The organism is Ruegeria sp. SCSIO 43209, from assembly GCF_019904295.1.
Lineage (GTDB): Bacteria > Pseudomonadota > Alphaproteobacteria > Rhodobacterales > Rhodobacteraceae > Ruegeria.
Genome location: NZ_CP065359.1, coordinates 48,647 through 74,142, shown reverse-complemented (window position 1 = coordinate 74,142; position 25,496 = coordinate 48,647). Strand labels below are relative to the sequence as shown.

At 54.8% G+C, this 25,496-nt stretch carries 28 protein-coding genes, 2 tRNA genes and 1 pseudogene; 15 read left to right on the top strand and 16 right to left on the bottom strand.

Annotated elements, in window-relative coordinates:
- Positions 1-17: 17 nt before the first annotated feature.
- Positions 18-107: transfer RNA gene (locus tag I5192_RS00380), tRNA-Ser, on the top strand.
- Between the two features lie 331 nt (positions 108-438).
- On the opposite strand, the gene rplT is transcribed toward I5192_RS00380, so the two are convergent.
- The 5 genes from rplT to pyk form a co-directional block, all read right to left on the bottom strand.
- Positions 439-804, bottom strand: coding sequence for a 50S ribosomal protein L20 (gene rplT / locus I5192_RS00375; protein ID WP_008756009.1), 366 nt, complete (start codon positions 802-804; stop codon positions 439-441).
- A gap of 14 nt (positions 805-818) precedes the next feature.
- Complete coding sequence (rpmI, locus tag I5192_RS00370) at positions 819-1,019, bottom strand: 50S ribosomal protein L35 (RefSeq protein WP_010443552.1); 201 nt, start codon at positions 1,017-1,019, stop codon at positions 819-821.
- A gap of 182 nt (positions 1,020-1,201) precedes the next feature.
- Positions 1,202-2,752, bottom strand: coding sequence for a sodium:alanine symporter family protein (locus I5192_RS00365; protein ID WP_170465878.1), 1,551 nt, complete (start codon positions 2,750-2,752; stop codon positions 1,202-1,204).
- Between the two features lie 14 nt (positions 2,753-2,766).
- Entirely contained in the window at positions 2,767-3,204 is a 438-nt protein-coding gene (locus I5192_RS00360; protein WP_170395586.1) for a universal stress protein, read from the bottom strand.
- A 243-nt stretch (positions 3,205-3,447) separates the two neighbouring features.
- Complete coding sequence (gene pyk, locus I5192_RS00355) at positions 3,448-4,893, bottom strand: pyruvate kinase (RefSeq protein WP_223117497.1); 1,446 nt, start codon at positions 4,891-4,893, stop codon at positions 3,448-3,450.
- A gap of 118 nt (positions 4,894-5,011) precedes the next feature.
- Between pyk and I5192_RS00350 the strand changes: the two genes are divergently transcribed.
- The 3 genes from I5192_RS00350 to I5192_RS00340 all read left to right on the top strand — a co-directional run bounded on the left by I5192_RS00350 (position 5,012) and on the right by I5192_RS00340 (position 6,505).
- Positions 5,012-5,749, top strand: coding sequence for an N-formylglutamate amidohydrolase (locus I5192_RS00350; protein WP_223117496.1), 738 nt, complete (start codon positions 5,012-5,014; stop codon positions 5,747-5,749).
- Positions 5,750-5,836: 87 nt separating this feature from the next.
- Positions 5,837-6,076 carry a DUF6868 family protein gene (locus tag I5192_RS00345; protein ID WP_170395580.1) on the top strand — a complete coding sequence of 80 codons (240 nt, stop codon included), beginning with the start codon at positions 5,837-5,839 and terminating at the stop codon, positions 6,074-6,076.
- Positions 6,077-6,190: 114 nt separating this feature from the next.
- The gene (locus I5192_RS00340; RefSeq protein WP_170395578.1) at positions 6,191-6,505 is read left to right on the top strand and encodes a DUF1244 domain-containing protein; all 315 of its coding nucleotides are present in this window, start codon (positions 6,191-6,193) and stop codon (positions 6,503-6,505) included.
- A 44-nt stretch (positions 6,506-6,549) separates the two neighbouring features.
- Here I5192_RS00340 and I5192_RS00335 read toward each other — a convergent pair whose 3' ends face one another.
- From I5192_RS00335 to dgcN, 3 genes are all read right to left on the bottom strand, one after another.
- The gene (locus I5192_RS00335; RefSeq protein WP_170512705.1) at positions 6,550-7,410 is read right to left on the bottom strand and encodes a D-amino-acid transaminase; all 861 of its coding nucleotides are present in this window, start codon (positions 7,408-7,410) and stop codon (positions 6,550-6,552) included.
- A gap of 10 nt (positions 7,411-7,420) precedes the next feature.
- Positions 7,421-8,386, bottom strand: coding sequence for an N-acetyl-D-Glu racemase DgcA (dgcA, locus tag I5192_RS00330; protein ID WP_170733527.1), 966 nt, complete (start codon positions 8,384-8,386; stop codon positions 7,421-7,423).
- Between the two features lie 68 nt (positions 8,387-8,454).
- Positions 8,455-9,456, bottom strand: coding sequence for an N-acetyltransferase DgcN (gene dgcN, locus I5192_RS00325; RefSeq protein WP_170395572.1), 1,002 nt, complete (start codon positions 9,454-9,456; stop codon positions 8,455-8,457).
- A 295-nt stretch (positions 9,457-9,751) separates the two neighbouring features.
- Here dgcN and I5192_RS00320 point away from each other — a divergent pair, with 295 nt between their 5' ends.
- Positions 9,752-10,714 (top strand): L-malyl-CoA/beta-methylmalyl-CoA lyase, encoded by a 963-nt coding sequence (locus tag I5192_RS00320; RefSeq protein WP_223117495.1) that lies wholly within the window; start codon positions 9,752-9,754, stop codon positions 10,712-10,714.
- A gap of 39 nt (positions 10,715-10,753) precedes the next feature.
- Here I5192_RS00320 and I5192_RS00315 read toward each other — a convergent pair whose 3' ends face one another.
- Both I5192_RS00315 and I5192_RS00310 read right to left on the bottom strand, forming a co-directional pair.
- Positions 10,754-11,332 (bottom strand): PA14 domain-containing protein, encoded by a 579-nt coding sequence (locus I5192_RS00315; protein WP_170395568.1) that lies wholly within the window; start codon positions 11,330-11,332, stop codon positions 10,754-10,756.
- Positions 11,333-11,450: 118 nt separating this feature from the next.
- Positions 11,451-11,903, bottom strand: coding sequence for an Lrp/AsnC family transcriptional regulator (locus I5192_RS00310; protein ID WP_170513733.1), 453 nt, complete (start codon positions 11,901-11,903; stop codon positions 11,451-11,453).
- Between the two features lie 72 nt (positions 11,904-11,975).
- On the opposite strand from I5192_RS00310, the gene I5192_RS00305 reads away from it, so the two are divergent.
- The gene (locus tag I5192_RS00305) at positions 11,976-12,572 is read left to right on the top strand and encodes a LysE family translocator (protein WP_170423576.1); all 597 of its coding nucleotides are present in this window, start codon (positions 11,976-11,978) and stop codon (positions 12,570-12,572) included.
- Position 12,573: 1 nt separating this feature from the next.
- Here I5192_RS00305 and I5192_RS00300 read toward each other — a convergent pair whose 3' ends face one another.
- Positions 12,574-13,530 carry a GyrI-like domain-containing protein gene (locus I5192_RS00300; RefSeq protein ID WP_255612002.1) on the bottom strand — a complete coding sequence of 319 codons (957 nt, stop codon included), beginning with the start codon at positions 13,528-13,530 and terminating at the stop codon, positions 12,574-12,576.
- On the opposite strand from I5192_RS00300, the gene I5192_RS00295 reads away from it, so the two are divergent.
- Positions 13,529-14,491: an acetyl-CoA carboxylase carboxyltransferase subunit alpha gene (locus tag I5192_RS00295; protein ID WP_170395560.1), complete on the top strand. Its 963-nt coding sequence runs from the start codon at positions 13,529-13,531 to the stop codon at positions 14,489-14,491. The genes I5192_RS00300 and I5192_RS00295 overlap by 2 nt on opposite strands.
- Before the next feature lie 4 nt (positions 14,492-14,495).
- Here the strand turns inward: I5192_RS00295 and I5192_RS00290 are convergent, their stop codons facing one another.
- The 3 genes from I5192_RS00290 to I5192_RS00280 form a co-directional block, all read right to left on the bottom strand.
- Positions 14,496-15,626 carry a lytic murein transglycosylase gene (locus tag I5192_RS00290; protein ID WP_223117494.1) on the bottom strand — a complete coding sequence of 377 codons (1,131 nt, stop codon included), beginning with the start codon at positions 15,624-15,626 and terminating at the stop codon, positions 14,496-14,498.
- A 111-nt stretch (positions 15,627-15,737) separates the two neighbouring features.
- Positions 15,738-16,385 carry a GntR family transcriptional regulator gene (locus I5192_RS00285; RefSeq protein ID WP_170395556.1) on the bottom strand — a complete coding sequence of 216 codons (648 nt, stop codon included), beginning with the start codon at positions 16,383-16,385 and terminating at the stop codon, positions 15,738-15,740.
- 30 nt (positions 16,386-16,415) lie between these two features.
- A complete protein-coding gene (locus I5192_RS00280) occupies positions 16,416-17,108 on the bottom strand; it encodes a M48 family metallopeptidase (protein WP_255612001.1) in 693 nt (230 codons plus the stop codon).
- Between the two features lie 100 nt (positions 17,109-17,208).
- On the opposite strand from I5192_RS00280, the gene I5192_RS00275 reads away from it, so the two are divergent.
- From I5192_RS00275 to I5192_RS22400, 5 genes and pseudogenes are all read left to right on the top strand, one after another.
- A complete protein-coding gene (locus I5192_RS00275; RefSeq protein ID WP_170395552.1) occupies positions 17,209-17,532 on the top strand; it encodes a TIGR02300 family protein in 324 nt (107 codons plus the stop codon).
- A gap of 137 nt (positions 17,533-17,669) precedes the next feature.
- A tRNA-Ala gene (locus I5192_RS00270) sits at positions 17,670-17,745 on the top strand.
- A 62-nt stretch (positions 17,746-17,807) separates the two neighbouring features.
- Positions 17,808-18,245 carry a helix-turn-helix domain-containing protein gene (locus I5192_RS22725; protein ID WP_370644341.1) on the top strand — a complete coding sequence of 146 codons (438 nt, stop codon included), beginning with the start codon at positions 17,808-17,810 and terminating at the stop codon, positions 18,243-18,245.
- 234 nt (positions 18,246-18,479) lie between these two features.
- Positions 18,480-19,256 (top strand): nuclease-related domain-containing protein, encoded by a 777-nt coding sequence (locus I5192_RS00260; protein WP_223117493.1) that lies wholly within the window; start codon positions 18,480-18,482, stop codon positions 19,254-19,256.
- Positions 19,257-19,312: 56 nt separating this feature from the next.
- Positions 19,313-19,489 (top strand): annotated as a pseudogene (locus I5192_RS22400) (integrase); the annotation flags it as partial.
- Between the two features lie 431 nt (positions 19,490-19,920).
- On the opposite strand, the gene I5192_RS00250 reads toward I5192_RS22400, so the two are convergent.
- The gene (locus tag I5192_RS00250) at positions 19,921-20,151 is read right to left on the bottom strand and encodes a hypothetical protein (RefSeq protein WP_223117491.1); all 231 of its coding nucleotides are present in this window, start codon (positions 20,149-20,151) and stop codon (positions 19,921-19,923) included.
- Between the two features lie 144 nt (positions 20,152-20,295).
- On the bottom strand, positions 20,296-20,448 hold the full coding sequence (locus I5192_RS00245; protein ID WP_223117490.1) for a hypothetical protein: 153 nt from the start codon (positions 20,446-20,448) through the stop codon (positions 20,296-20,298).
- A gap of 962 nt (positions 20,449-21,410) precedes the next feature.
- On the opposite strand from I5192_RS00245, the gene I5192_RS00240 reads away from it, so the two are divergent.
- The 3 genes from I5192_RS00240 to I5192_RS00230 all read left to right on the top strand — a co-directional run bounded on the left by I5192_RS00240 (position 21,411) and on the right by I5192_RS00230 (position 25,412).
- Positions 21,411-22,733 (top strand): mechanosensitive ion channel family protein, encoded by a 1,323-nt coding sequence (locus I5192_RS00240; RefSeq protein ID WP_170567857.1) that lies wholly within the window; start codon positions 21,411-21,413, stop codon positions 22,731-22,733.
- Complete coding sequence (locus I5192_RS00235; RefSeq protein ID WP_223117489.1) at positions 22,730-24,343, top strand: mechanosensitive ion channel family protein; 1,614 nt, start codon at positions 22,730-22,732, stop codon at positions 24,341-24,343. The genes I5192_RS00240 and I5192_RS00235 overlap by 4 nt, the downstream gene beginning before the upstream one ends.
- Before the next feature lie 169 nt (positions 24,344-24,512).
- A complete protein-coding gene (locus I5192_RS00230) occupies positions 24,513-25,412 on the top strand; it encodes a hypothetical protein (protein WP_223117488.1) in 900 nt (299 codons plus the stop codon).
- Positions 25,413-25,496 lie beyond the last annotated feature (84 nt).

The window sequence follows — 25,496 nt, the reverse complement described above, 5'->3', positions numbered from 1 at the left end:
AGGATATACCGGCCAGCGGAGACGTGGCCGAGTGGTCGAAGGCGCTCCCCTGCTAAGGGAGTAGGCGGGAAACCGTCTCGAGGGTTCGAATCCCTTCGTCTCCGCCACCCATACCGGGCATCACCTGCGATGCCTGCCATGGTCTGAACGATCTCATAAAGTCATCCCACTGAATTCACGGCATTTCACGGGCGTTGCACACTACCATTTCTCAAGGCGGATTGGATCGCTCGCATCAACCATTGCACCCTGATGCCGGAGCTTGGTGCGTTGTCTGCAGTACAATTCAGCCCAGGATGTTGGAGGCGGTGAGATATCTATCTTCGTCGCCCTAGAAAGCTCAATTTGGCAAACTGGCGCAATCGACACCCGTTACGGATTCAAAAAAAGGCCGTCCCAACTGGGACGGCCTTTCATTCACTGTCTCTCGAAAGAGGTTCAGGCAGCCAGCGCGGCCTGTGCTTTGGCGACGATCGCGCCGAACGCTTCCGGTTCGTGCACAGCCAGGTCGGCCAGAACTTTGCGGTCCACTTCGATACCGGCCAGGTTCAGGCCGTTAATGAAGCGGGAATATGTCAGTGCCTCGTCATGCGAACGGACAGCGGCGTTGATACGCTGGATCCACAGCGCGCGGAAGTTGCGCTTGCGGTTCTTGCGGTCGCGGGTTGCGTACTGGTTGGCCTTGTCTACGGCCTGACGGGCAACCTTGAAGGTGCTCTTGCGGCGGCCATAGTAACCTTTGGCAGCCTTGATGACCTTCTTGTGACGGGCGTGAGTTACGGTTCCACCTTTAACGCGGGACATCTCTTAATCTCCTCTTAGCGGTCGTAGGGCATGTAGCCCTTGACGATCTTGGCGTCGGGGGCGGACAGGGTGGTGTTGCCACGGGCGTCGCGGATGAATTTCTTGGTCCGCTTGATCATGCCGTGCCGTTTGCCGGCCTGGCCAGCAAGGACCTTACCGGTCGCAGTCACCTTAAAGCGCTTTTTGGCGCTCGACTTTGTCTTCATCTTAGGCATTTCCGTCTCCTTTCGGGGTTCGGTTTCAAACGCGACTCGGCATGCCATCTCGGCCGGTCACGCGATCAGAAGCGCCGTTTACGCAAGTTCGGTCATACTGGCAAGGGGGTTTGGGCCAGAATCTGCGCTTTTTGCAGGCTGGCTAGGCACCGGGGCGACGCGCGCCGCCCCGGTAGTTTGGATTAATGTTCGAATTTGCGGATTTCGCCACTCTTCAGCCGTTCGGCGTAGGACGCCAGTTCCTGACGTACCACTTTCATCAGGAAGTAGAGCGCGAAGACGTTCACAACCGCCATGGCAAAGATCGCCGCATCCGAGAAGTCGATAACGGGGCCAAGGTTGGCCGCTGCACCGATGACTACGAAGATGCAGAAGATGACCTTGAACACCAGTTCCTTGGTGTGACCCTCACCGAACAGGTAGGTCCAGGCCTTGAGGCCGTAGTAGGACCAGCTGATCATGGTCGAGAAGGCGAACAGAACTACTGCGATTGCCAAAACGTAAGGGAACCAACTGAACGCGCTGCCAAAGGCGGCTGAAGTCAGGCTGACGCCCGAGTTTCCGTCAACCGTTGCGATGGCATTACCGGCTTCGTTCAGCATATAGTTTCCGGTCTCCGGATCGACGATCAGCTGCTGCGTGATAATGATCACCAACGCGGTCATGGTACAGATCACAACCGTATCAATGAACGGCTCCAGCAGCGACACGAACCCTTCGGTGATCGGTTCTTTGGTGCGAACCGCCGAGTGGGCAATCGCCGCAGAACCAACGCCCGCTTCGTTCGAGAACGCCGCACGCCGGAAGCCCTGGATCAATGCGCCGACCATACCGCCAGCAACACCAAGACCGGTGAAGGCTCCTGCGAAGATCTGGCCAAAGGCCCAACCGATCTGATCCGCGTTCATCAGGATGATCACCAGCGCCGCGGCCACATACATCACGCCCATGAAAGGAACGACTTTCTCAGTCACGCGCGCGATGGATTTCAGGCCGCCCACGATCACTGCAAAGACGATGCCTGCAAAGACCAGGCCAGTGATCCAGCCCGGGTAATCTCCGACGATGCCTGCGATCTGCTGATGCGCCTGATTGGCCTGGAACATATTGCCCCCACCAAGCGCGCCAAGGATGCAGAAGATCGAGAACAGAACGGCCAGAATTTTACCGCCCGGCAGGCCCAGTTCGTTGAACCCTTTCGACATATAATACATTGGACCACCAGAAACGGTGCCGTCATCATATTCGTTGCGGTACTTTACACCCAGCGTACATTCGGTGAATTTCGACGCCATGCCCAACAGGCCTGCGACAATCATCCAAAAAGTTGCACCTGGCCCGCCGATACCGACGGCGACCGCAACACCAGCAATATTACCGAGGCCAACTGTACCGGACAGCGCCGTTGCCAGCGCCTGAAAGTGGCTAACTTCACCCGCATCATTGGGATCAGAATAGTCACCTTTCACAAGGCTGATCGCATGACCGAAGAAACGCAATTGTACAAAGGCAAAATAAAGCGTGAAGACGGTCGCGGCGATCACCAGCCAACCCACGATCCAAGGGAACCCGGTGCCCGGAAACGGGGCAAAAATAAAGCTGACGAAAGGCCCGGTGAAATCAGCAAAGGCCTGGTTGATTTTATCGTCCAAACCGACCGCCTCCTGTGCGGCAGTGGGGCTCGCAACCAGAGCGGCAAGTGCTGCCAGACTCAGTTTGTTCTGAATATTCATCATAATCTCTCCCCTCAGTTCACGACCGTAACCGGAACATCGGCGTGCATGACAAGGTTCTGGGTCGAACTGCCAAACAGGCGTTTTTTAAACCCATCTGCCGAGGCCCGACCCACAACGATCTGGGAGCCACCGTTTTCAACCGTGATTGCATTCAGCGTTTCCGCCACATCTCCGTGACGGACGATGCCGCGCGCCTCGAATCCTGCAGCCTTCAACGCTTCAACCGCTGGCTCGATGATCCGTGACGTAGCTAACGCAACCTCTTCTTCGCGCCGTTTGTGGCGTAGGGCGTTCTCTTCTGGTGTCTGGAATGTGAAAGGAGACCATTCGATGACGTAAACCGCCAGAAGCTCGCATGAACCGATACGCCCGGCCAAGTCTTTGGCAAAGGCGATCGCGCGTTCTCCGGTTTCTGTCCCGTCCAGTCCTATGACAATTTTCGTTGTCATGCCGTTCCTCCGTTATTGTTGCTTTGGCCGGGGCCCTCGCCCCCGGCAGGGCAGCCGGAACCTGGAACTTGCTTGAGTAGACCGCCCTAAGGGCAAGTATCCCGAAAAAACACGCAAAAACAGAGAGATTATTGCTGGATACAACCCTCAAACTTCTAAGGTACTGTAAATAAATATTATTATATGCCCAAATATTAGGCATACGCCTGGTATCAAACTGAAATTAGTAGTGGTGATCCGGGCTTAGCCCGGATCAGTGTTGTAGATCAGCCGTTCATCACAAGGGGCGATACGTAAGATGTTGGTGGTGCCAGGAACATTGAAAGGGACGCCGGCGGTGACCACAATCTGATCAGTTTCAGCGGCGAAACCACCCGATCGGGCGGCGCGAGCGGCGCTGACGACCGCGCCTTTGAACCGCTCCTGTTCAGGGGTTAAGACGCAATGACAGCCCCAGCTCAGGCATAGCCTGCGAGCGGTGCCGGTGGCGGGAGTCATCGCGATGATAGGCACACCGGGACGCTCGCGGGCAGTAAGCAATGCGGTGGTCCCGCTTTGGGTGAAGCAGCAGATGGCTTTGATGTCGGTTTTTTCTGCGATCTCACGCGCTGCTGCCACGATCCCGTCCGCGATGGTTGTGCCTTTGGCAGTGCGTGAGGCGGCAATAATCTGTGTATAAGTCGGGTCAGCTTCAACTTCGATGGCAACTTTGTTCATCGTCTGAACCGCCTCGATGGGATAAGAACCCGCAGCCGATTCTGCACTGAGCATGATCGCATCGGTGCCTTCGTAGATGGCGGTGGCCACGTCCGAAACCTCGGCCCTTGTGGGCATCGGGCTTTCGATCATGCTTTCCAGCATCTGGGTTGCGACAATCACGGGCTTCGCGGCTGTACGGCATTTACGCACCAGACGTTTCTGGATCGGGGGGACTGCCGAAACAGGCAGTTCAACGCCCAGATCACCCCGTGCGACCATGATCCCGTCCGAAGCGTCAAGGATATCGTCAAATGCTTCGACCGCAGCAGGTTTTTCGATCTTCGACAGGATCGATGCACGGCCATCCGCCAGAGCCCGCGCTTCGAACACATCCTTGGCACGCTGAACAAAGCTCAGCGCCAGCCAGTCGACGCCCAGTTGGCAGACAAATTCCAGATCGTCGCGATCCTTGGCGGACAGCGCAGCCAACGGCAGAACCACATCAGGCACGTTTACGCCCTTGCGGTTCGAAATCGTGCCGCCGACTTCGACTCTGCAATGTGCAAAATCTTGTCCGCAATCCTGCACGATAAGACGAATCTTTCCGTCATTGACCAGCAGGCGTGCACCCGGTTCCAAAGCGGCAAAAATTTCGGGATGTGGCAGGCAGACCCGGGTGATATCCCCGGCTGCCGGATCAAGATCCAGACGGAATGCGGCGCCCTCCTCCAGTTCTTCCGCATCATTTGCAAACACGCCAACGCGCAGCTTTGGCCCCTGCAGATCGGCCAGAATCGCGATCGGGCTTTCCAGATCCTTTTCGATCTGCCGGATTATACGGTGCCTCTCGCGAATCTCATCGTGGCTGCCATGGCTCATGTTCAGCCGGAATACATCGGCCCCGGCCTCATGCAGCGCACGGATGGTGTCATAGTCATTGGACGCCGGTCCCAGCGTCGCCACGATTTTCACATTTCTCAGGCGTCGCATTGATCAGGCTCTCCTCAAACGCGTAAATGTTACCGCAAACATTGCTCAGGCTGCTTATTGCGCAATTCCCTTTCCAACGCAACTGTCCTACACCTGCGGCAAACAAGATGACAGGCTCATGACATACTCTCCGTTTTTTGTTCACGGCGCGGATCGCCCGTCGCGTTGGCTGATTACTTGCGACCACGCCACCAACATGGTGCCGCCCGATATCAACGGCGGAAACCTGGGCCTGCCGCGCGAAGATATGGAACGCCATATCGCTTATGACGTGGGCGCCTACGAGGTCTCAAAGCATCTGGGTGAGGTCCTGAACGCCCCCGTAATCGCAGCCAACTTCTCGCGCCTCGTAATTGACCCCAACCGGGGCGAGGACGATCCAACGCTGCTGATGAAGCTCTATGACGGTTCGATCATTCCTGGTAACCGCCACGCAGATGCGACCGAGCGTGAGCGTCGTCTAAATATGTGTTACCGGCCCTATCACGATGCGCTGGCACAGCTTGCGGCCTTGCCGCATGCGGTCATCATCTCGATGCATTCCTTTACGCGCCAGCTCCGTGGCCGCGATCCTCGGCCGTGGCACATCGGCGTCTTGCACACACCGGATGAGCGGTTCTCGCGCCCGCTGATCAACCGGTTGAACGCCGAGGATGATCTGTGCGTTGGCGTAAATGAACCCTATACAGGTGTGCTACCCGGCGATGCGATCGACAAGCATTGCAGCAGTTTCGGCCGTCCTAATGCACTGATCGAGCTGCGTAATGATCTGATTGCGGATCATTACGGGCAACGCAGCTGGGCCGAACGATTGGCCGTTATTCTGCAGGATGCACTGAACGATAGCGGACTATAACGTAAGGTCACTTCATGCCGCTTCCGATCCTCGAAATATTGTGAGCCAATATACTGACACCCATATATTAAGGGAAAGGAGACGACCATGACTCAGGAATTCCTGACAACTGTCTTCGGCTGGATGACCGCCCTTAACATTGCGGTTTTGTTGTTCAGCACGCTGATGATCATCATCATGCAGGACTGGATCGCAGGCGTACATGGCAGAATGTTCCAAATGGAGCGGGCCGACGTAAAGAGGGCCTATTTCAGGTATCTTGCGAACTACAAAATCCTGACAATCATTTTTTGCCTTGTGCCGTGGTTGGCCCTCAAACTGGCATAAAGCATCCAAACCTGACGTTCCAAGGGGCCTTAGGGCCTCTCCTGTTCGTTGTAACATGGCCCACGGATTGCTAGGTCAGGTCCAGATCGCAAGACAATCATTCGGAGCCCGACAATGGACAAGCAAACTGAAATCGAACTTCAGGCCGCAGCGTTTCGCCGTTTGCAGCAGCATCTGATGCAGGATCGCACCGACGTACAGAACATCGATATGATGAATCTGACCGGGTTCTGCCGTAATTGCCTGTCGCGCTGGTATCAGGAAGCCGCCAATGCCAAGGGCATCGACATGGACAAAAACGAAGCGCGCGAGATTTTCTATGGCATGACCATGGATGAGTGGAAGGCCAACTACCAAACCGAAGCGAACGCCGAGAAACAAGCCGCCTTCAAGGTCGCGTTTGAAGAGAACGTCACGAAAAAAGGCTGACGCCCCGAAAACGAAAAAGCCCGCCGTTTTGGCGGGCCTTTGCTTTAGATTGCGGCCTTTCGGCTTTCGTCCAGATAGATCTCGCGAAGGCGTTTGGCAATCGGGCCCGGCGTGCCATCACCCAGTGCCACGCCATCAATCTCAACCACCGGCATGACAAAAGCGCTGGCCGAAGTGGTGAAGGCTTCATCCGCCTCTTTCGCCTCGTCGATGGTGAACAGGCGCTCCTCAATCTCCATCTGCGCCTCGGCTGCCATGCGCAAAACCGCCTTGCGGGTGATGCCGTGCAGAATGTCGTTGGACAGCGGGCGGGTGACGATCTTGCCGTTCTTGACGAAATAGGCGTTGTTGCTGGTGCCTTCGGTGACATAGCCATCTTCAACCAGCCACGCATCGTCACAGCCAGCCGCCTTCGCCATCATCTTGCCCATGGACGGATACAGCAGCTGCACGGTTTTGATATCGCGGCGGCCCCAACGGATGTCATCGATCGAAATGACCTTGGCCCCTTTCTTCGACGCGGGGCTGTCGGCCAGACCTGGCTTATTCTGCGTGAACAAAACCAGCGTAGGCTTGGTATCCGCTGACGGAAACACAAAATCCCGGTCGCCGTCACTGCCGCGCGAAACCTGTAGATAGATCAGCCCTTCGTCGATGTCGTTCAGCTCGACCAGTTTGCGATGGATTTCCAGAAGTTCATCCTTGCTGCAGGGTTCAGCCATCTGTAACTCGTCCAGCGAGCGTTTCAGGCGCACCGCGTGGCCTTCGAAATCGACCAGCTTACCATCCAGCACACTGGTTACTTCATAGACGGCGTCTGCAAACAAGAAACCCCGATCAAAGATCGAGACGCTTGCCTCGGTTTCAGGCAGGTATTCGCCATTCACATAAACGGTGCGGGTCATGTTCTTCTCCTCAGCCCCAAAGTGCCGCTTTGGGCGGATGCACTCCGGCGTCATCAAAAATCAGGGGTGTGTCGCGGTCTTCTGCCAACAAAAGCGGTCCGTCAAGGTCTGTCACCATCGCGCCCTGCGCCACCAGCGTCGCAGGTGCCATAGCCAGCGAACTTCCAACCATGCATCCGACCATGATGCCATAGCCCTCGGCCAGCGCGGCCTTGCGCAGCTCCAGCGCCTCGGTCAGACCGCCGGTCTTGTCGAGTTTGATGTTCACCACATCATATTTGCCCTTTAACTTAGGCAAGCTGGCCCGATCGTGACAGGATTCGTCGGCACATACCGGCACCGGACGATCCATACCGATCAGCGCATCATCCTCACCGGCTGGCAGAGGTTGTTCAACCAGAGCAACGCCCAGTCGCACAAGATGCGGCGCAAGATCGGCGTACACTTCAGCAGACCAACCCTCATTGGCGTCGATAATGATTTTGGACTCCGGCGCACCAGCCCGCACGGCCTCAAGCCGGGGCATGTCGTCCGGTGTACCAAGTTTGATCTTCAACAAGGGTCGGAACGCATTTTCTGCCGCCTGTGCCTGCATTGCCTCGGGAGTGTCCAGGGAAAGAGTATAGGCCGTAACTTCAGGCCCCGGTGCGGCAAGTTCCGCCAGCTCCCACGCCCGTTTGCCGGAGCGTTTCGCCTCAAGGTCCCAAAGCGCGCAATCCACTGCATTCCGAGCCGCGCCGGCAGGCAGCAGATCCATCAGGGAATAGCGAGAGAATACGTCGGGCAGGCCGGCAATCTCGGCCTCGACTGAATCCAGCGTTTCGTCATAGCGCGCATAGGGCACGCATTCGCCCCAACCATGATGCACACCATCCGAGATCCGAACCGTCAGGACCTTTGCCTCGGTCCGTGAGCCGCGCGAGATAGTGAATACCTGCGCCAGCCGAAATACATCGCGGGAAACGTCAATCTGCACGCGTTCAACCTTTCATCGAAAGTGGTGTCTGTTGCCGACAGCAAGGGGCGATCGGCAACCTGCTTAGATCACAGTGCGGCCAGCGCATCCACCAGTTTACCGGCACCAAACCGGTAAGGATCGGTTGCTGGGATACCCATCTCGGTCTCAACCTTGGCGATGTATGCGTGTGCGTCGTCTTCGCTCAGATGCTGGGTGTTGATCGACACTCCTGCAACCTGACACTCTGGGTTTGCCACGCGCGCCAGCGGCAGTGCTGTGTCGCGCAACTGCTCCAGCGTCGGCAGTGAATACTCAGGCAATCCTCGCATATGGGTCCGGGTCGGCTCGTGGCACAGGATCAGCGCGTCGGGCTGACCGCCATGGATCAGCGCCATGGTCACGCCAGAATAGGACACATGGAACAAAGAGCCCTGCCCTTCGATGTGATCCCAGTGATCCGGATCATTGTCCGGTGTCAAATACTCAACGGATCCCGCCATGAAATCGGCGATAACCGCATCCAGCGGGACGCCCTGACCCGTGACCAGAATTCCGGTCTGACCGGTGGCCCGGAAGGTGGATTTCATGCCGCGTTTGCGCATTTCAGCGTCCATGGACATCGCAGTGTACATCTTGCCGGCAGAGCAGTCGGTTCCAACGGCCAGGCACCGCTTACCGGTACGCTTGCGGCCGTTTGCGATAGGATATCCTACGGTCGGCACACGGACGTCGTGCAACGTGCAGCCGTGAGTCTGCGCCGCAGCAACCAGATCGCCTTCGTCGCGCAGCAGGTTGTGCAGGCCCGACGCCAGATCATAACCCATCTCCAGCGCTGCGATAAGAACCTCTTTCCAGGCCTCACTGATGACACCACCCCGGTTGGCAACACCAATGACAAGAGTCTTGGCACCAGCAGCTTTACCTTCGGCAAGTGTCATTTCGGTAAGACCCAAATCAGTCTTGCAACCATCCAGCCTTATTTGACCCACGGCATTCTCAGGACGCCAGTCCCGGATACCAATGGCCACTTTGGCCGCCAACAAGTCGGGCGCATCGCCCAAAAACAACAGGTACGGTGTCTCGATCATTGCGGTGCACTCCTTTGATTCTGGCTTAAGCTAGAGAACCGTTTTGACGAGGGTTTCTCAAATTCTTCTTGCCTGCCAGCCCACAGCGGGAAGTTTTTGCGAATTTGGGCATTCTTACACAAGATTGTTCGAAGTTTTTAAACTGATCAAACTTTAAGCACCCCATTTTGCCAGTATCTTCAATCTTGCTGCATACGCATTGCCGCATATGCACAATCAAGCTTGCGCAGCATTGCGCAATTTAATATCCCATGACCAACCCTAAACGCAATTTCCTTACTCGCATGAGGTCCAAATGAGCTTCCGCATCCAACCTGCCGCTCCGGCCCGGCCCAATCGCTGCCAACTGTTTGGCCCGGGCTCGAACACCAAGCTATTTCCCAAGATGGCTGCATCAGCTGCAGACGTCATTAATCTGGATCTAGAAGATTCGGTGGCTCCTTCCGACAAGGATACCGCTCGCGCTAACGTAATCGAGGCGCTGAACACAGTCGATTGGGGCAATAAATACATATCGGTTCGGATCAATGGGCTGGATACACCCTATTGGTACCGTGACGTGGTTGATGTGCTGGAACAGGCAGGCGACCGTCTGGATCAGATCATGATCCCCAAGGTAGGCTGCGCGGCCGATGTCTATGCCGTAGACGCTCTGGTTACCGCAATCGAGCGTGCCAAGGGCCGAACCAAGCCAATTTCATTCGAAGTGATCATCGAATCCGCCGCCGGACTGGCGCATGTCGAAGAAATCGCAGCCTCATCCCCGCGCCTGCAGGCCATGAGCCTTGGCGCCGCAGATTTTGCAGCCTCAATGGGCATGCAGACAACCGGCATCGGGGGTACGCAGGAAAACTACTATATGCTGCGCGAGGGTGAGAAGCACTGGTCCGATCCGTGGCACTGGGCGCAGGCCGCAATTGTCGCCGCCTGCCGCACCCATGGCGTGCTGCCGGTGGATGGTCCGTTCGGCAATTTTTCGGATGATGAGGGCTATATCGCGCAGGCCAAACGGTCTGCCACACTGGGGATGGTCGGCAAATGGGCCATCCACCCCAAGCAAATCGCATTGGCCAATCAGGTCTTCACACCGTCGGATGAAGCAGTGTCCGAAGCGCGAGAGATTCTGGCTGCCATGGAACGGGCAAAAGCCAACGGCGAAGGCGCGACGGTCTACAAAGGGCGTTTGGTCGATATCGCTTCGATTAAGCAAGCCGAGGTTATTGTGGCGCAGGCGGAATTAATCGCGGCGGGTAGCTAAGAAAAAAGGGCGCTCAGCTGAGCGCCCCAATCGATCTGATCAGCGTCCAAATACATTGTTTGGTGTCCATGTGAAACGCTCACCCTTCTTTCCTGATTTCATCATCAGGCAGGATGTACCGTATTTCTGAAAATACTTGATTTTGATTGGATACCAACCCGCCTGCGGCACCTCGACCTCGGTGCGTTGGTTGGCTTCGCAGCCCTGACGGCCGTTGACATAGCCGATCTGCTGACCGCCGACCCAGGCGTCAATCCCATCGTTCGACCAGGTCTCAAGCTCGTAAACTCCGGGTGAATCAAAGCGGATATATCCGCTGATTTCCGCGGCAACATTGAACGCCTGATTGTAGGTCAGGACAGGGTCACCTTCGTTCGTGTCTCTGTAGTCCAAACCTCTGAGGGGCTGACCCGGCTTTGCCTTCTTCAATAGATGATTGACCTTCGAGAGGTTCTGGATTTTGCGAGGCGGGTTACCTTCCCAACTGTATTTTACGTTCAAGCCGGCTTTTGGGCTGGGCTGAGGGCTAGCTGGCTGTAACTTCAAAGGTGCTGCTGTCGCAGCGCCGGCAAACATTGCCAAGGCAGCCACCAGCGCTCCGGTGCGGAAAAATGTCATGGTCTACTCCCTGAATTTGCGCCTGCTTCGGGGTTAATCCCTGCCGACGATCCTGTTGAGATGACACTAGGCGCTGAACTTTGACCTCGCAAGATGGTTAAAAATCACTTTTTAATGGTCACGCACGCATATCCTTAGGCGATCCCATCACAACATATGAGGTGATCGAGGTCACATGCGGCAGTGTACCCAGCACCTCGGTGTGGAAGGTTTTGTAGGAAGGCAGATCGGCACATTCGACCCGTAACAGGTATTCGATCGTGCCGGTGATGTTGTGACATTCCACCACTTCGGGCGCTTGTTGCAAGGCCCTTTCGAACCCTTCCTGCGCCGCTTTTGTGTGCTCGCCCAGACCAACGCCGATATAGGCAACGAAACCCACCCCCAGCGCCGCCGGGTTCAGCACTGCTCGGTAGCCGGAAATGATCCCTGCCCGCTCAAGCTCCTGCACCCGGCGCAAGCAAGCGGAGGGCGACAGGCCCACCCGCTCGGCAAGATCGAGGTTGCTGATGCGACCGTCCCGCGAAAGCTCTTGCAATATATGTTGGTTGATCTGATCAATCTTCGCCATTTATTGCAACATTAACCTTTGAACGCACGAATACGCAATTTCATTTGCCGGGTTCAGCGAGAAAATGCAGCCATGACCTACGATATCCTGATGGCCCTGATCGCGTTTGCTTTTGTCTCGTCAATCACTCCAGGCCCCAACAACCTTATGCTGATGGCATCAGGTGCGAATTTCGGCTTTCGCCGCACGATCCCGCATATGCTGGGTATCGGTTTGGGCTTCACCTTTATGGTGCTTCTGGTGGGGGCGGGGCTGGTTCAGGTCTTTGACCGGTATCCGATTAGTCATACCGTGTTGAAAGTTCTTTCGGTTCTGTATCTGCTGTATCTGGCATGGAAAATCGCCCATGCAGCGCCCGCAAAAGGTGCCGATGCTGCGGGCACCCCGATGACGTTTCTGCAAGCTGCAGCCTTCCAATGGGTCAACCCAAAAGCCTGGGCGATGGCGCTGACCGCGACAGCCGCCTATGCGCCCGACCAAACGATCAACGCGATTCTGCTGGTCGCGCTGGTGTTCGGCGCCATTAACCTACCCTCGGTCAGCACCTGGACGGTTCTTGGACAGCAAATGGCGCGAATCCTGACGAACCCGCACCGATTGCTGGTATTCAACTGGACGATGGCGGCCCTGCTTGTGGCCTCGCTCTATCCGGTGCTGTGGCCGAATTAGGTTACCTGAGCGGCAGGCAAATTTCTGTCAACATATCCTCGGGGGCCGTTTCTCGTGGATCGTTGAGATAGATCTCATAACACGGATGGTCCGCAGGTTCTTCGCCAGACTCGGGCAACCAATTGCCAAATAATGTCTGATACGCGCCGTGAAGGCCGGAATAAGGGCCCTTGAAGGTCAGCACCGCTGTTTTGCCACCCGGAATTTCAAGGTCTTCCATCCCCTCGGGCGTATCATCACCGCAGAATTCAGCATCTGCAAAACTGCGTAAATCATCCTCGGGCACATCGTCCGGACTGTCGAGATACAGCCCGATCATCGGGCCGACTTGCGGCCACAGCTTGCGGGATTCGCACAGGGCACCAAAGGCCTCAAAGCTGCGGCCAATCTCGGCATACGCCCCTTTATGTGGCAGCGCTATGACTCGGCGGGACGGTTCGGTTCGGGTTGTTACGGGATGCATCGGATATCCTCCGGTTTTGAACATTGGATGGGCCGGCAGTATTTGCCCCGCACGTCGAAACGCGGTGGGGCTGCTGCCGTAGGCCTCGGAAAAGCCCCGCGCAAAGGATTTTTGGTTCGGATAGCCAATGTCGGTCGCGATCCGCGTAACCGGTCTGTCTGTTTGCACCAGCCAGCAGGCGGCACGGTGCAGGCGTATCCGACGGGTGGCCTGCGCGCAGGTCTCGCCAGTAATGGCGCGAAACACGCGATGCCAGTGAAACCGCGATATGGCTGCGACCTCGGCCAAAGCATCCAGCGACAGATCCCCGGCGGGGTGATCATGGATGTAGGCCAACACGCGCAACACGCGATCTTCGTAGCTGGCGGCCTTCGGTATCCTTCCTTCTCTTTGCCCGTCCGTGGTCGCATATTCCGCGACCACAAATCTTGCTGAGTTGCATCCCGGACCACCTTTGGTCATATAGCAGGGAACTTCCGCGTTGAGAGGCGTCATGACCCAGTATCTGGATTTCGAAAAACCGCTGGCCGAGATCGAAGGCAAAGCTGAAGAGCTGCGCGCGCTGGCCCGTGCCAATGAAGAAATGGATGTGACGGAAGAGGCCGCCGCGCTGGATGCCAAGGCCGCCAAGCTTCTGGACGAGCTGTATGCCGATCTGACCCCATGGCGGAAATGTCAGGTGGCGCGTCATCCTGAACGTCCACACTGCAACGATTACGTGGATGCGCTGTTTACCGAATTCACCCCACTGGCAGGTGACCGGAACTTTGCCGACGATCTGGCGGTAATTGGCGGTCTGGCGCGGTTCAACGATCAACCCGTCATGGTGATTGGCCACGAAAAAGGCAGCGATACCAAATCGCGGATTGAACGCAATTTCGGCATGGCCCGCCCCGAGGGCTATCGCAAGGCTGTACGCCTGATGGAAATGGCAGGCCGCTTTGGCCTGCCGGTAATCACCTTGATCGATACAGCTGGGGCCTATCCCGGCAAGGGGGCGGAAGAACGTGGCCAGTCCGAGGCGATCGCGCGCTCAACCGAGATGTGCCTAAAGATTGGCGTTCCTTTGGTGTCCGTAATCATCGGCGAAGGTGGTTCGGGTGGCGCGGTCGCCTTTGCGACTGCGAACCGCGTAGCGATGCTGGAGCATTCGGTCTACTCGGTGATTTCGCCCGAAGGCTGCGCGTCGATCCTGTGGAAAGATGCCGAGAAGATGCGCGAGGCCGCCGAGGCGTTGCGCCTTACCGCTCAGGATCTGCACAAGCTGGGCGTTTGTGACCACATCATCACCGAGCCCAAGGGCGGTGCACATCGCAACCGCCCGGCGGCGGTCGAAGCCGTGCGGTCTGCAATTGCCTCGATGCTGGAAGAGCTTGATGGGAAAGACGCGGCAGCCCTGATCAAGGACCGCCGTCAGAAGTTCCTGGATATCGGTTCGAAAGGGCTGGCGGCTTAACCCGTCAGCCACCCAACCGCTGCAACAGAGCCACCGAAGGCTGGCCAGTCACGGACAACCCGTTGGCGCGCTGGTAGGCGCTAATTGCCGCCTCAGTATTCTTGCCGATAACACCATCTGCGCCTTGTGTGTCATAGCCTGCGGATGTCAGGCGGCGCTGCAGTTCTTTACGATCCTCCAGCGTCAAACCGGTCGCATCCGGCCCGAATGACGCTTGGAACGGCGCGCCGCCAGCAATGCGATCAGAAAGATGACCCACGCCGATCGCGTAGCTGTCCGAATTGTTGTAGCGCTTGATCACCTGAAAATTGCGGAACACAGCAATACGTGGGCCGGGCGTCTGCGGTTGCAGCACTGCCGCCGGCGTGCCCGAAACCGTGCCCACTTCACCGCCCCAAGGCTGCCCTCGCACCCAACCGGCACGTGCCAGATAAGCCGCCGTTGACGCAAGTGAATCTGCTGGGTCATCGGACCAGATATCGCGCCGCCCGTCGCCGGTGAAATCGACCGCATAAGCAAGGTAAGACGTCGGAATGAACTGTGTGTGGCCCATCGCTCCGGCCCAGCTGCCGGTCATGTTAGCCGGGGTCGTATCGCCCTCTTGAATGATCTTCAGCGCTGCCACCAGTTGCTTCTCAAAAAACGCTCCGCGCCGCCCGTCATAGGCCAGAGTCGACGTTGCCGAGATCACCGGTACATCGCCCCGCCGTGCGCCATAGCGGCTTTCCAGGCCCCAAACAGCCACGACGACCTCTTTGTCGACACCGTATTGGGCTTCGATCTGCGACAGGGTTCCTGCATGCCGCACAAGCATTTGCTTGCCAGTGTTGATCCGTTCTTCCGAGGCAGCAATCGCCAGATAATCCTCAAGCGAGCGTTTGAATTCGACCTGATTGCGATCGCGTTCGATCACTTCAGGCAAATATCCTGCGCCTTGAAACGCCCGGTTGAGGGTCGTTTGTGAAATGCCCTGTGACGCTGCCCGGTTTTTGAAACTGGCCACCCAGGCATCCCATCCTGCGTTCGGAACCGCACGCATCCGCGAAGCCGGAGCACTGTTGGGTGCGGTGCCTGTGGAACAGGCCGTCAACAGGGTTGAACCAAGCCCTAAGGAAAACACTCTTCGATTAATCATGGTTAAATCTGCTCTTGTTGTGATTTGCGTTCAGAATAGCGCAGCCCGGTCGCTCAAGCCAGCAAAGCGACATCCGAAATCAACTGAATTGGAAGATGGGCAACAAGCCGCTCAGGTCACAAGCAGCCGCAAGCCCTGGGTCACATCCGAACGCACTGCTAGTCGCAATCCAGGCTCATCCCCGGCCTTGAGCGCTGCGATGATCAGACGATGGTAGTGCGGTGGCTCGGTCCTCCGCAACCGACCGTATAGGGCACGCATCGTGGGACCCAGCTGCAGCCAGACGGTTTCGGCCATGGCAAGCATCGCGGGGGCCTGTGCGCGTAGATACAGCGTGCGGTGAAATTCCAGATTTGCACGGATATATCCCACTGCATCGCGTTTCGTGACCATCTCGGCTACTGCCATGTTGATGCTTTGCAACCGGTCAATCAGCGCCATATGCGCGCGCGGCAGGGCCCGGCTGGCCAGTTCAACCTCAAGCAGCGCGCGCAGCGCCGCCAGCTCTTCGATCCGATCGCGCGTGAGTTCCGGCGTTGATACCCGACCGGAGGTGGACAGGAACAAAGCACCTTCTGCCGCCAGACGCCGCACCGCCTCGCGCGCCGGAGTCATCGACACACCGAATTCCTTGCCAATCCCGCGCAGTGTCAACGCCTGCCCCGGGGCAATCTCTCCATGCATGATGCGGGATCTGAGGGCGCGATAAACGCGATCATGGGTTGCCGTATGAGACTCGGCGGGGCGTGAGGTTAACATGAGTTTATGTGATCACAAATCGCGCCGAGGTCAAGCGACGGAGTCGAAGCGATATCTGTGCAGTTCAGCCCCGTTGTCTCGCAGCCAGCGGCGTGGTTCTTTGTAAGGGCCAAAAATACGCTCGACCTGCGCCCAGAACGCAGGTGAGTGGTTCATTTCGGCAAGATGCGCCACTTCATGCGCGGCCACATAATGGAGAACCTCTGTCGGGGCGAGGATCAACCGCCACGAGAACATCAACCCGCCCGCAGAACTGCACGACCCCCAGCGCGAACGCGTATCGCGCAAAGTAAGGCTACTGTACGACCGCCCCAGCATCGCCGCGTAATCATCGCACGCACCGGTCAGACGATCGCGGGCAAGCTCTTTTAGAAACCGCGCTAGTCGCCGTGCTTCAGCACCGGGCGGAACCCCGATCGCATCGCCACTCAGCAAGACCCTCCGCCCCGATGCAGGAACGATTCGCCGCGCCGTACCCTCGATCGGAATGAACTGCCCTACGCCAACTGCTTCAATGCTGGGTCGATCCTGCAGGTGCCCGCGGATCCAACCCTCTTTCTGTTGTGCAAAATCCAGCGCTTCGGCTTCAGCCACCCCTGTCGGGTAGGTCAGCGTAACCCGTCCATCCAATTGGGAAATTCGCAAACTGATCCGCCGTGCGCGCGCCGATTTGCGCAGTGTCAGTGGCACCGGAGGCGTTCCGGGCAATGCGTGTCGCCCCATGGGTGGGCCTCCTTTGCGCAAAGGCTTTGACAGTGCCTGCCGCATGTGGCAGGTGACCTGAATCATTGATGAGATTCACCTGATATCAAGGGGATTTGATATGCCCAAGGAAGAATGGGGCGTAAAGCGTGTCTGCCCGACAACCGGCAAACGTTTTTACGACCTGAACAAGGACCCGATCGTCAGCCCCTATACCGGCGAGGTCGTGGAGCTGGATACCGGAAAAAGCCGGATGATCGCCGCGGATGCTGAAGATGCCGCATCGGTCAAGGCGCGCGAAGCGTCGTCGGACGAAGACATCGTTTTGGATGATGACGATAATGTCGATGTCGAATTGGACGACGATCTGCTAGACGACGATGACGACAGCGACAACGTTTCACTAGACGATATAAAGGACATGTCGTCAGAAGACGAAAACTGATGGATCCCGAGGCGGCCCCGCCGCCTCGACCCGGTCCGCGAAGTCGGTCTGAATTTTTTGCCGATTCCGATTTTAGGACTTGCACTCATCGACGGCGTCTCATAAACGTCCGTCCACCGTTACGACGGTACCTTTATGGGGCCTTAGCTCAGTTGGGAGAGCGCTTGCATGGCATGCAAGAGGTCAGGGGTTCGACTCCCCTAGGCTCCACCAAAACCTAACAATACAACTGATAGCAAGCATTAGAGCGGTGTGACACACAGGCGTGACACAAAATGAAGCTGCATGCGTATCTCTCACTGTCCAGACACGGCATCTATTACTTCCGTTGGCCACTGCCCGACACAAGACCAAAACCCCACACTAGACCATGCACCACACGTAGGACCCTTCGGGTGTCTTTACGTACTCGACGCCCTAAAGAGGCTGGTACTCTGGCACGGCGTCTTGCAGTGTGCGGCGACACAATAACAAAGCACATAGAAGCATCGGGCATGAACCACGGCGAACTGCGCACACAGGTGTATAAGTACTTTGCGGTAGTACTAGATAAGGCAAAGACGCGTAAGTACAAGGGTCGCAAACCTACGGCAAAGGCAAAGTCGGTTGATGTGATTGCTCTTGCAAGTGAAGGGATCGGCGCTACGGAAATCTCGCGTAGGCTGGGTATAGGTCGGGCGTCCGTGTATCGGATACTTAGTGCTCGACAATAGCTTTTCTTCGAGATGTATAAAGGCTCTTGTTTGGTGCGCATTGCTCAAAACAATCTATCTTCTTTGCACTTAGGGTGCACCAGATTTGTCATAATCTAACAACCTTTTGGCGCCCGCTAACAAGAGGTCGCACTTCAAAAAACCCAAGTAACAAAATGTCCATTCAAATTCTGAGCCTGGTGCACAGCAGTGCAGCGTTAGATCAACTTCAACAAAGGAATGGTTTGAATTGTTATGCTAAAATTCCTGTTGAAATCCGCTTTTTGGGCACTTGAAGCAAGTTACAATACACCTGAAAGAAAAGGCGCCAGAGGTGAACGTCGGGTGCATTCAGCACTCACATCAGTATTGAACGAAAAAGACTATCAGGTCTTGTCCGATTTAACGCTTCCCGTAGCCGGTGGCACTACTCAGATCGACCATCTCCTGATCTCTCGCTATGGCATCTTTGTTGTTGAGACAAAGAACATGTCCGGTTGGATTTTTGGCAGTTCCGACCAACGTAGTTGGACCCAAGTGCTAAAAGGCGGCAAGCGCCGCAGTTTTCAAAATCCGCTTCGGCAGAACTATGCCCACGTGAAGGCCGTCCAAGTCATCTTGGGTATTGAGGAAAGTCTTTTACACAACTTTGTGGTGTTTACGGGCTCGGCCCGACCAAAAACGGCGATGCCAGAAAGCGTCGCTTGGGGACTGCAAGACCTCGGAAGGCTAATTGCAGTCGAGAAGAAGATTGCACTCTCGGACGTACAAGTGACCGCGTACGTAGCGAAACTACGCAACATAGCATTGGAAAACAGCAGGGAGACGAAGAAAGAACACCTGAAAAACCTGGAGAGGATGGCTGCTTCCAAAGTAAAAAGCTCGACAGACAGGCCTAGCGGGCGAATAGGCCGAACATCTTGCCCGAGATGCGGCGCTAATATGGTCAAACGCACTAACAGGAAATCGGGTAGTGCTTTCTTTGGGTGCGTGGAATTTCCCAAGTGCCGGGGAACACGAAAGGCTACTTAGAAGGTTGGAGAAAATGCTGTCCGTTTTTCGGTTCAGCTTAAGCCCTCCCTCAATTGAGCAAATACGGCACGCATTCGCTGAGATGCACAAAAGCGGCACTGATCTACCGGAAAACAGGTAATCTACGCGCGGTGCAGCTTTTGCTTGGCCACACCAAGGTTGACAGCACAGTTCGATATCTTGGCGTTGAATTGGAAGACGCGCTGAATATCGCAGAAAAGATCGACGTTTGAAGATTGAGCGAGCAGCAAGAGTCGTCCGCATTTCGTGATTGGCAATTGTCGCATAAGTGATGACTTTCCACCGGACTTTCGAGCCGAGACGAGCGTCACCATCGTCGTCGATTGAGTTGAATCTCCCGCAAGGATCATCGGGCTCAGGTCAGTAACTGGGGCGTCATCGCTCACTCCCATGTGAGTGCTTGGGGAAGTAAGCAGTCACTCATGTAAAGTGAGGCGAACGTCCCCTTCGAGCCCGAAGCGGACGTATTTTTGCGCCTCTAAGAAGTTATTTTGGAACAAAGGGACAAACTATCTAAGTTACAAAACAGAGTTGATCGAAATTGAAGCCTGAAATCGATTATAGGCTTCCTCGATACACAGGGTTCGCGCAGTCACAAACGAAGCCGCCCACAAAGTGGACGGCCTTGAAGTATCGACACCGATCAGTTGGTCAGAGAAGCATTGCACTCACGCGCCGCTTCAATTGCCTTCTTGGTGCCAGCAAGGCTTAATTCGAAGGCAAAAATAGACTGTGGCATTACAATCATGGTTTCGCGCTCCATCACGTCTGTGACGAAGTCGGGATTGTTGGCAATGAGATAACCGCCTTTGTACCCGTCCGCCAAATTAGGTGGCGCCGCTGTTGTATCGCCATAGTATAATTTGTTGTCCATGAGCAGCTAGACTTTATCATCCTCAAATTCGATGTCTGCCTTTGTAAAAACACCCATGTAGCCAAAATCTTTGTCTGGGGTCAGACCCATTTGAACAACGTTGGTATTTTCATCCACCCGTTCGATCAGGCAAGTATTTCGGCTCTAATCCACAAACACATTCCAGCCGGATTCCTCGCCATAGTTTACGAACTCTGCGTTGTCTTTTGGCAGAATATTTTTGTCCTTAGCATGTCCTACGGTTGCTCCGCATGCAAGAACGGCAGCGGCAACAAGGGTCTTAGTTGTCGTTTTCATAGGAACAATCCCATTATAATATTGCAGAATGAAGATGTGAGGGAAAACCGAAAACGCGAATCTTCAAACTAAAATGAATGGCTGCGTCCTTTCGAATGGTTTGAAAAGCAGGTGGTAATGAGGCCAACACGTGCGCCATCGACCAAACCAGAAGTAGAAGGTCCAGTCGGTCGCTCTGCAAAATGGAAACTCATTATATCCCCATCCCCCCCAAAAAAAACCCGCATCGTTCGGAGGGAAACCAGGTTAACAACGCGGGCGGTAGTTTTGGGGTGTTGGTGTTACGGTACTGATTGAAAGATGGATCAAAGTTCCCCGCGTCACCTCTATCTGGGATGATGGGCAACGCGGGGATTTAGTCTGACCATGGGACTGGCCAGACTAAGTCGAATGTGCGGTTGGCCGCTGTTAGTCAACCAAGTTGGCATGAGCGCAAATTCTGTTCGCTACAGTCAAAGTTCGTCACCCGCCATCTGCACAGCGCCGCCACGTTTTCTGAAGCGGACGTGTAAGCTGGAATAAACAAGAATTTCTCATGCACGCGAGAGCAAACTTTTTGGCGCGCGTAAAATTACTTGATTTGTTGTATTTTAGATTCAAGTATTCGAATGCGTGGCGAATTTGTATTACCTCTGTTGCTCGCGCATTCGCCAGACTTGTCTGGTTGCCTCCTGGAGACGCAAGTGAGTGGTGTCGCCAGGAGGCCGTTATTCTCGGTTTAATGGGTCTAATGGAAAAGGCTCCCAATTCTACGTGCACGGCAAGTCTATGACCCCTTTGCGGAAATTTCTGTTTCATTCGCAGATCTGTGGTTCCGCGAATTTGAGAGGTTCTCTATATCTACGGCGACCCAAAAATCCGTGGGGTTCGTCACAAGGAAATATTCAAACATAAACATAAGTCTGGATTTGTTGCATCTGTGTGTGCTCTCTTCGACCGTTAAAGAAGTAAGGGACAGACAGATGAGACGAGCACTGAGAACGTTGAAGATTTGGTCATTCATTTGGTTCACGGCATTAGCGAGTGCTTTTCCTGCCGGCGCGCAAGAGACTGAGGCCGACCAAGAGGCTGTGGAAGTCGAGAATGACGATCTAAAAAATGCAGTCGTTGATGAGATGATTGCGGCTGACGATCTCGAGATCCTACTTGTTCCCCTAACCGCGGAAGAGCTTTCCCAAGTCGCTGGTACTTGGCAGAGTTATGTGCGCTCTCGGCTCGAAGAAGTCGCGCAAGTAAACTTGCAACTTCGGTCGGCGAGCGGAGCTCGGGAAGACAACTTGCGCTCTCAGTTGTCCTCTTTGAACGACTCTGGATCAGAAACTCTCAACAACTATCGTCTGGTGCTCGAAGCATGGGCCCTGAAAGGCGCGAAGGCGGAAGATCTAGAACCACATTCTGACTATATTCTCGCGTTGAAAACGGGAGCCCTAAAAACTACCGACCTTCAAACGCTTTTTCAGAACGCTTGGGCCTGGTTGTTCTCGTGGGATGGTGGCGTAGGCCTGCTGATGGCCGGTCTGGGTGTTTTGTTGGCAGTTTGGGCCATGATGTTCATTGCTCGGATGGTGCGCCGGGTCACTGAACGGGGTCTGAACAAAATTCCAACTATCTCCAGAATGCTGAAACGCTTCATTGCCACCGCCGTATACTGGGCCGTTTTCGTCCTTGGTATACTCGTCGTTTTAGCTTTGTTCGGAGTTAACGTCACACCGCTTTTTGCCGTGCTCGGTGGTTTGTCGTTCATCCTAGGTTTCGCATTGCAGGAAACGCTGGGAAACCTCGCAAGCGGTCTGATGATCATGGTCCTCAAGCCATTCGACACTGGCGACTATATCCAAGTGGGCGGTTCATCTGGGTTTGTGGATGAGATGTCGGTGGTTTCAACCAAGATCAGAACATTCGACAACCAGATTATTATAGTTCCGAACAGCAAGATTTGGGGGGATGTCATTACCAATGTAAGTGCATCCGAAGAACGTCGGGTCGATCTGGTCTTTGGCATCGCCTATTCGGACAACGCTGCCCAAGCAATTGAAGTGCTCAAAGACTTGGTTGCGCATCACCAGCTTTGTCTGAAGGCACCAGAACCAGAAATTTTCGTGGGTGAGTTGGGAGACAACTCCGTCAACATCTTCTGCCGTCCATGGTCCAAGTCTGATGACTATTGGACCGTTTATTGGGACCTGACCGGTCAAGCAAAAGAGCGGTTTGATAAAGAAGGCATATCTATACCGTTCCCGCAACGCGATGTGCATATTATTCCCGCAGAAGGAGCAAAATCATGAGGGCTCTTACGCTATGGTTACTGCCTCTTCTATTTTCCTGCACTGTAGCGCTTGCTCAGTCTGAAGAAATCCTCGCACCGGCTGAAGAGAGAGAGGATCCCGAGTTTATTGCGCCGGTCATAGTGGATGGCGAAGAATTGTTCGTGGTTCGCGGTTCAAGTGCGCTGCCCGCAACCGAACGAGCGAGAAAAATTGAGGAGCGGATCGCTCAAGTCGCCGATGCATCTGCGAAAGCTTCAGTTCAGCTTGAGATATCGGACGCCGAATTTGGGAAAATGATACGCGTTGACGGGCAGATGGTTACGATAACCACCCAAGCTGATGCAGAGCACGAACAAATGGCTATTGAAGTTCTAGCTGGGCTTCAGTCCGAAGCGATTGAGGCTGCAATCCTTCAATACCGAGATGCTCGGTCCAATGAGGGCAGAGTAGATAGTGCGATGGCTGCCTTTGCTTGGACAGCAGTCTTTGCCCTCACTTCTTATGCGTTTTTTGCGAAACGGCGAATGTTATTAGACTACTTTAGAAACATCTTGGAAAAGAGAGCTGAAGGTGTTGAGGAAGCCACGAAATCGCTCTTGAGAAGCAGGGCAATCGCGTCGATTATCGTCTATTCAATACACATATTGATGTGGGTCCTGTTTCTGTTCTTTTTCTACTACTACCTTTCATTGGTGCTGCTCTCCTTTGCCGAGACCCAGGGCATTGCCCAGATCCTCTTGAAGTATGTCAGCGAGCCGCTCGTAACCGTCGTTTTGGCAATTGTTGAATATATCCCCAACTTGATCATGCTCGCAATCATCGCAGCTGTGACACGGTTGGGAATTCGAGGCCTCGATCTTTTTTTCGACAACGTCGAGAGCGGCGCTTTCCAACTGAAAGATTTTGAAGATCATTGGATTGCACCAACAAAAATGCTGTGCAGGGCTTTGCTGATTGTTATCGCGCTGGTGTTTGCCTACCCTTATATTCCCGGATCTGACTCTCGAGCCTTCCAAGGCCTGACTATCCTTGCCGGTATCATGGTATCGTTAGGGTCGAACACGGTCGTCTCGAATATGATGGCCGGTCTGTTTGTCATCTATAGACGCAGTACCAATGTCGGTGATCGAATTCAGGTTGGCGACAAGATTGGGGATGTAACCGAGATCAAACTGATGGAAACACTCATTAAGTCGATAAAGAACGAGATGATTAGCATTCCAAATGCACAGCTGCTCAACTCCGAAGTCGTAAACTATTCGCGCAAAGTGGATGGTCGAGGGCTGTTGGTTCACACGACAGTAGGGATCGGATACGAGGAGCCACCAAAGAAAATCAAAGCGATGCTGATAGAGGCAGCTCATCGTACTCAAGGGTTAAGAAAGAACCCTGAACCTTTTGTGCTTTGGACGCAGCTGGCTGACTACGCAATCAATTATGAGATCAACGCATACACTTCGCGCGGATCGAGCTTGCCTAAGATTTTGTCCGATTTGCGCGAAAACATTGTCGATGTGTTTAATGAAAACGGAACACAGATAATGACACCGTCGTACATTGCGGACCCGCCGGAACCCAAAGTTTCGTCAGAGGAATGGGACGGCAAGCTTGCTCATCATGCTGAATAAACTGCATTCAGCTATAGGTTATCAGTGTCAGTGCTTAAGCTTCGTATTGTATAAATATGTCATTGAGTAGCCATGTCTCCGCAGTCCACAGAGCCGACCATTAGGGGCTTGAAACGCTCGTTCAGGAATGGCAACTCAAAAGGAATCAGCGTCACGTGGGAAATGCCAAATGAAAAACCTTTTTCTGACGTGCTGCTTTGGAGCTATTTCTCTAGGATTTGCAGCGTCACCTTCAGCCGCGCAGCCCCGGCTAGGTTGGGCGTATCAGGTTGATGGACTTGCTGCGTTTCAGGGGGACGCGGATTTGAGTGACGGCGGTGAATTCTCTGCAAGCCGAGCATTTCTACGTGCTACCGCACTTTACAATCTGGAAGGAGGAAACTCCATTGGGCTTTCAACCAGCTTCGGCAAGCTGGATTATAGCTTTAGTCAATCGAACAATCAGCCATGGGAGAACATCCGTGACTTTCGCGTTTCTGTTCCCCTGCGATTTCGTGCGAGCGATACAGCAACAGTTTTTGTGTCACCGCAGATCAGGTGGGATTATCAAAGTGGAGCTTCCTCATCTGATGGCAGGACCTACGGTGTTTTTGCGGGTATTGCTTGGCAACTTAACGAGCGTCTGACGATAGGACCGGCCTTTGGCGCGTTCTCTCAATTTGACGATGGTGGTACAGATTTTTTTCCGGCCCTGCTGATCGATTGGGACCTAAATGATCGCTGGAACTTGAACACTGGCTCAGGGATTGGTGCGACACAAGGCCCCGGGTTGACCCTGAGCTATACGTTGACTGAGACCATAGATCTTTCCTTAACCGCACGATCGGAGAGAATTCGATTCAGGTTAGATGGGGAAGGTCTCGCGCAGGACGGGGTGGGCGAAGACAAGAGTATCCCCGTCGTACTTTCCGTTGGATACAACCCAAATCCTGGAGTTTCATTGAGCGTATTTGCAGGCGCAGAATTTGACGGCCGCCTGACGCTAGATGATGCGAATGGAGCGGAAATTAGTCGTCAGACCTATGAAACAGCGCCATTGGTTGGGCTGGCGTTTAGGGTCAGGTTCTGATCACAGCCTTGAGCCGGTTTGCCAATTGTGCGCGGAGTTATTATTGCGTCTGAATTCGAACGTCCGCTTTGTCCGCAAAGAGGT

Bases quoted from the DNA above. Each gene is read 5' to 3' on its own strand.
- dgcN (WP_170395572.1), bottom strand. From the start codon at position 9,456: ATGATCGAGACACCGTACCTGTTGTTTTTGGGCGATGCGCCCGACTTG.
- I5192_RS00365 (WP_170465878.1), bottom strand. From the start codon at position 2,752: ATGAATATTCAGAACAAACTGAGTCTGGCAGCACTTGCCGCTCTGGTT.
- rplT (WP_008756009.1), bottom strand. From the start codon at position 804: ATGTCCCGCGTTAAAGGTGGAACCGTAACTCACGCCCGTCACAAGAAG.
- I5192_RS00250 (WP_223117491.1), bottom strand. From the start codon at position 20,151: ATGGACAACAAATTATACTATGGCGATACAACAGCGGCGCCACCTAAT.
- I5192_RS00340 (WP_170395578.1), top strand. From the start codon at position 6,191: ATGGACAAGCAAACTGAAATCGAACTTCAGGCCGCAGCGTTTCGCCGT.
- I5192_RS00300 (WP_255612002.1), bottom strand. From the start codon at position 13,530: ATGACGCCTCTCAACGCGGAAGTTCCCTGCTATATGACCAAAGGTGGT.
- I5192_RS22725 (WP_370644341.1), top strand. From the start codon at position 17,808: ATGAAGCTGCATGCGTATCTCTCACTGTCCAGACACGGCATCTATTAC.
- I5192_RS00345 (WP_170395580.1), top strand. From the start codon at position 5,837: ATGACTCAGGAATTCCTGACAACTGTCTTCGGCTGGATGACCGCCCTT.
- I5192_RS00290 (WP_223117494.1), bottom strand. From the start codon at position 15,626: ATGATTAATCGAAGAGTGTTTTCCTTAGGGCTTGGTTCAACCCTGTTG.
- I5192_RS00315 (WP_170395568.1), bottom strand. From the start codon at position 11,332: ATGACATTTTTCCGCACCGGAGCGCTGGTGGCTGCCTTGGCAATGTTT.
- I5192_RS00310 (WP_170513733.1), bottom strand. From the start codon at position 11,903: ATGGCGAAGATTGATCAGATCAACCAACATATATTGCAAGAGCTTTCG.
- I5192_RS00245 (WP_223117490.1), bottom strand. From the start codon at position 20,448: ATGAAAACGACAACTAAGACCCTTGTTGCCGCTGCCGTTCTTGCATGC.
- I5192_RS00360 (WP_170395586.1), bottom strand. From the start codon at position 3,204: ATGACAACGAAAATTGTCATAGGACTGGACGGGACAGAAACCGGAGAA.
- I5192_RS00240 (WP_170567857.1), top strand. From the start codon at position 21,411: ATGAGACGAGCACTGAGAACGTTGAAGATTTGGTCATTCATTTGGTTC.
- I5192_RS00320 (WP_223117495.1), top strand. From the start codon at position 9,752: ATGAGCTTCCGCATCCAACCTGCCGCTCCGGCCCGGCCCAATCGCTGC.
- I5192_RS00275 (WP_170395552.1), top strand. From the start codon at position 17,209: ATGCCCAAGGAAGAATGGGGCGTAAAGCGTGTCTGCCCGACAACCGGC.
- I5192_RS00335 (WP_170512705.1), bottom strand. From the start codon at position 7,410: ATGACCCGCACCGTTTATGTGAATGGCGAATACCTGCCTGAAACCGAG.
- pyk (WP_223117497.1), bottom strand. From the start codon at position 4,893: ATGCGACGCCTGAGAAATGTGAAAATCGTGGCGACGCTGGGACCGGCG.
- I5192_RS00230 (WP_223117488.1), top strand. From the start codon at position 24,513: ATGAAAAACCTTTTTCTGACGTGCTGCTTTGGAGCTATTTCTCTAGGA.
- I5192_RS00305 (WP_170423576.1), top strand. From the start codon at position 11,976: ATGACCTACGATATCCTGATGGCCCTGATCGCGTTTGCTTTTGTCTCG.
- I5192_RS00235 (WP_223117489.1), top strand. From the start codon at position 22,730: ATGAGGGCTCTTACGCTATGGTTACTGCCTCTTCTATTTTCCTGCACT.
- I5192_RS00295 (WP_170395560.1), top strand. From the start codon at position 13,529: ATGACCCAGTATCTGGATTTCGAAAAACCGCTGGCCGAGATCGAAGGC.
- I5192_RS00285 (WP_170395556.1), bottom strand. From the start codon at position 16,385: ATGTTAACCTCACGCCCCGCCGAGTCTCATACGGCAACCCATGATCGC.
- I5192_RS00260 (WP_223117493.1), top strand. From the start codon at position 18,480: ATGCTAAAATTCCTGTTGAAATCCGCTTTTTGGGCACTTGAAGCAAGT.
- I5192_RS00350 (WP_223117496.1), top strand. From the start codon at position 5,012: ATGACATACTCTCCGTTTTTTGTTCACGGCGCGGATCGCCCGTCGCGT.
- rpmI (WP_010443552.1), bottom strand. From the start codon at position 1,019: ATGCCTAAGATGAAGACAAAGTCGAGCGCCAAAAAGCGCTTTAAGGTG.
- I5192_RS00280 (WP_255612001.1), bottom strand. From the start codon at position 17,108: ATGGGGCGACACGCATTGCCCGGAACGCCTCCGGTGCCACTGACACTG.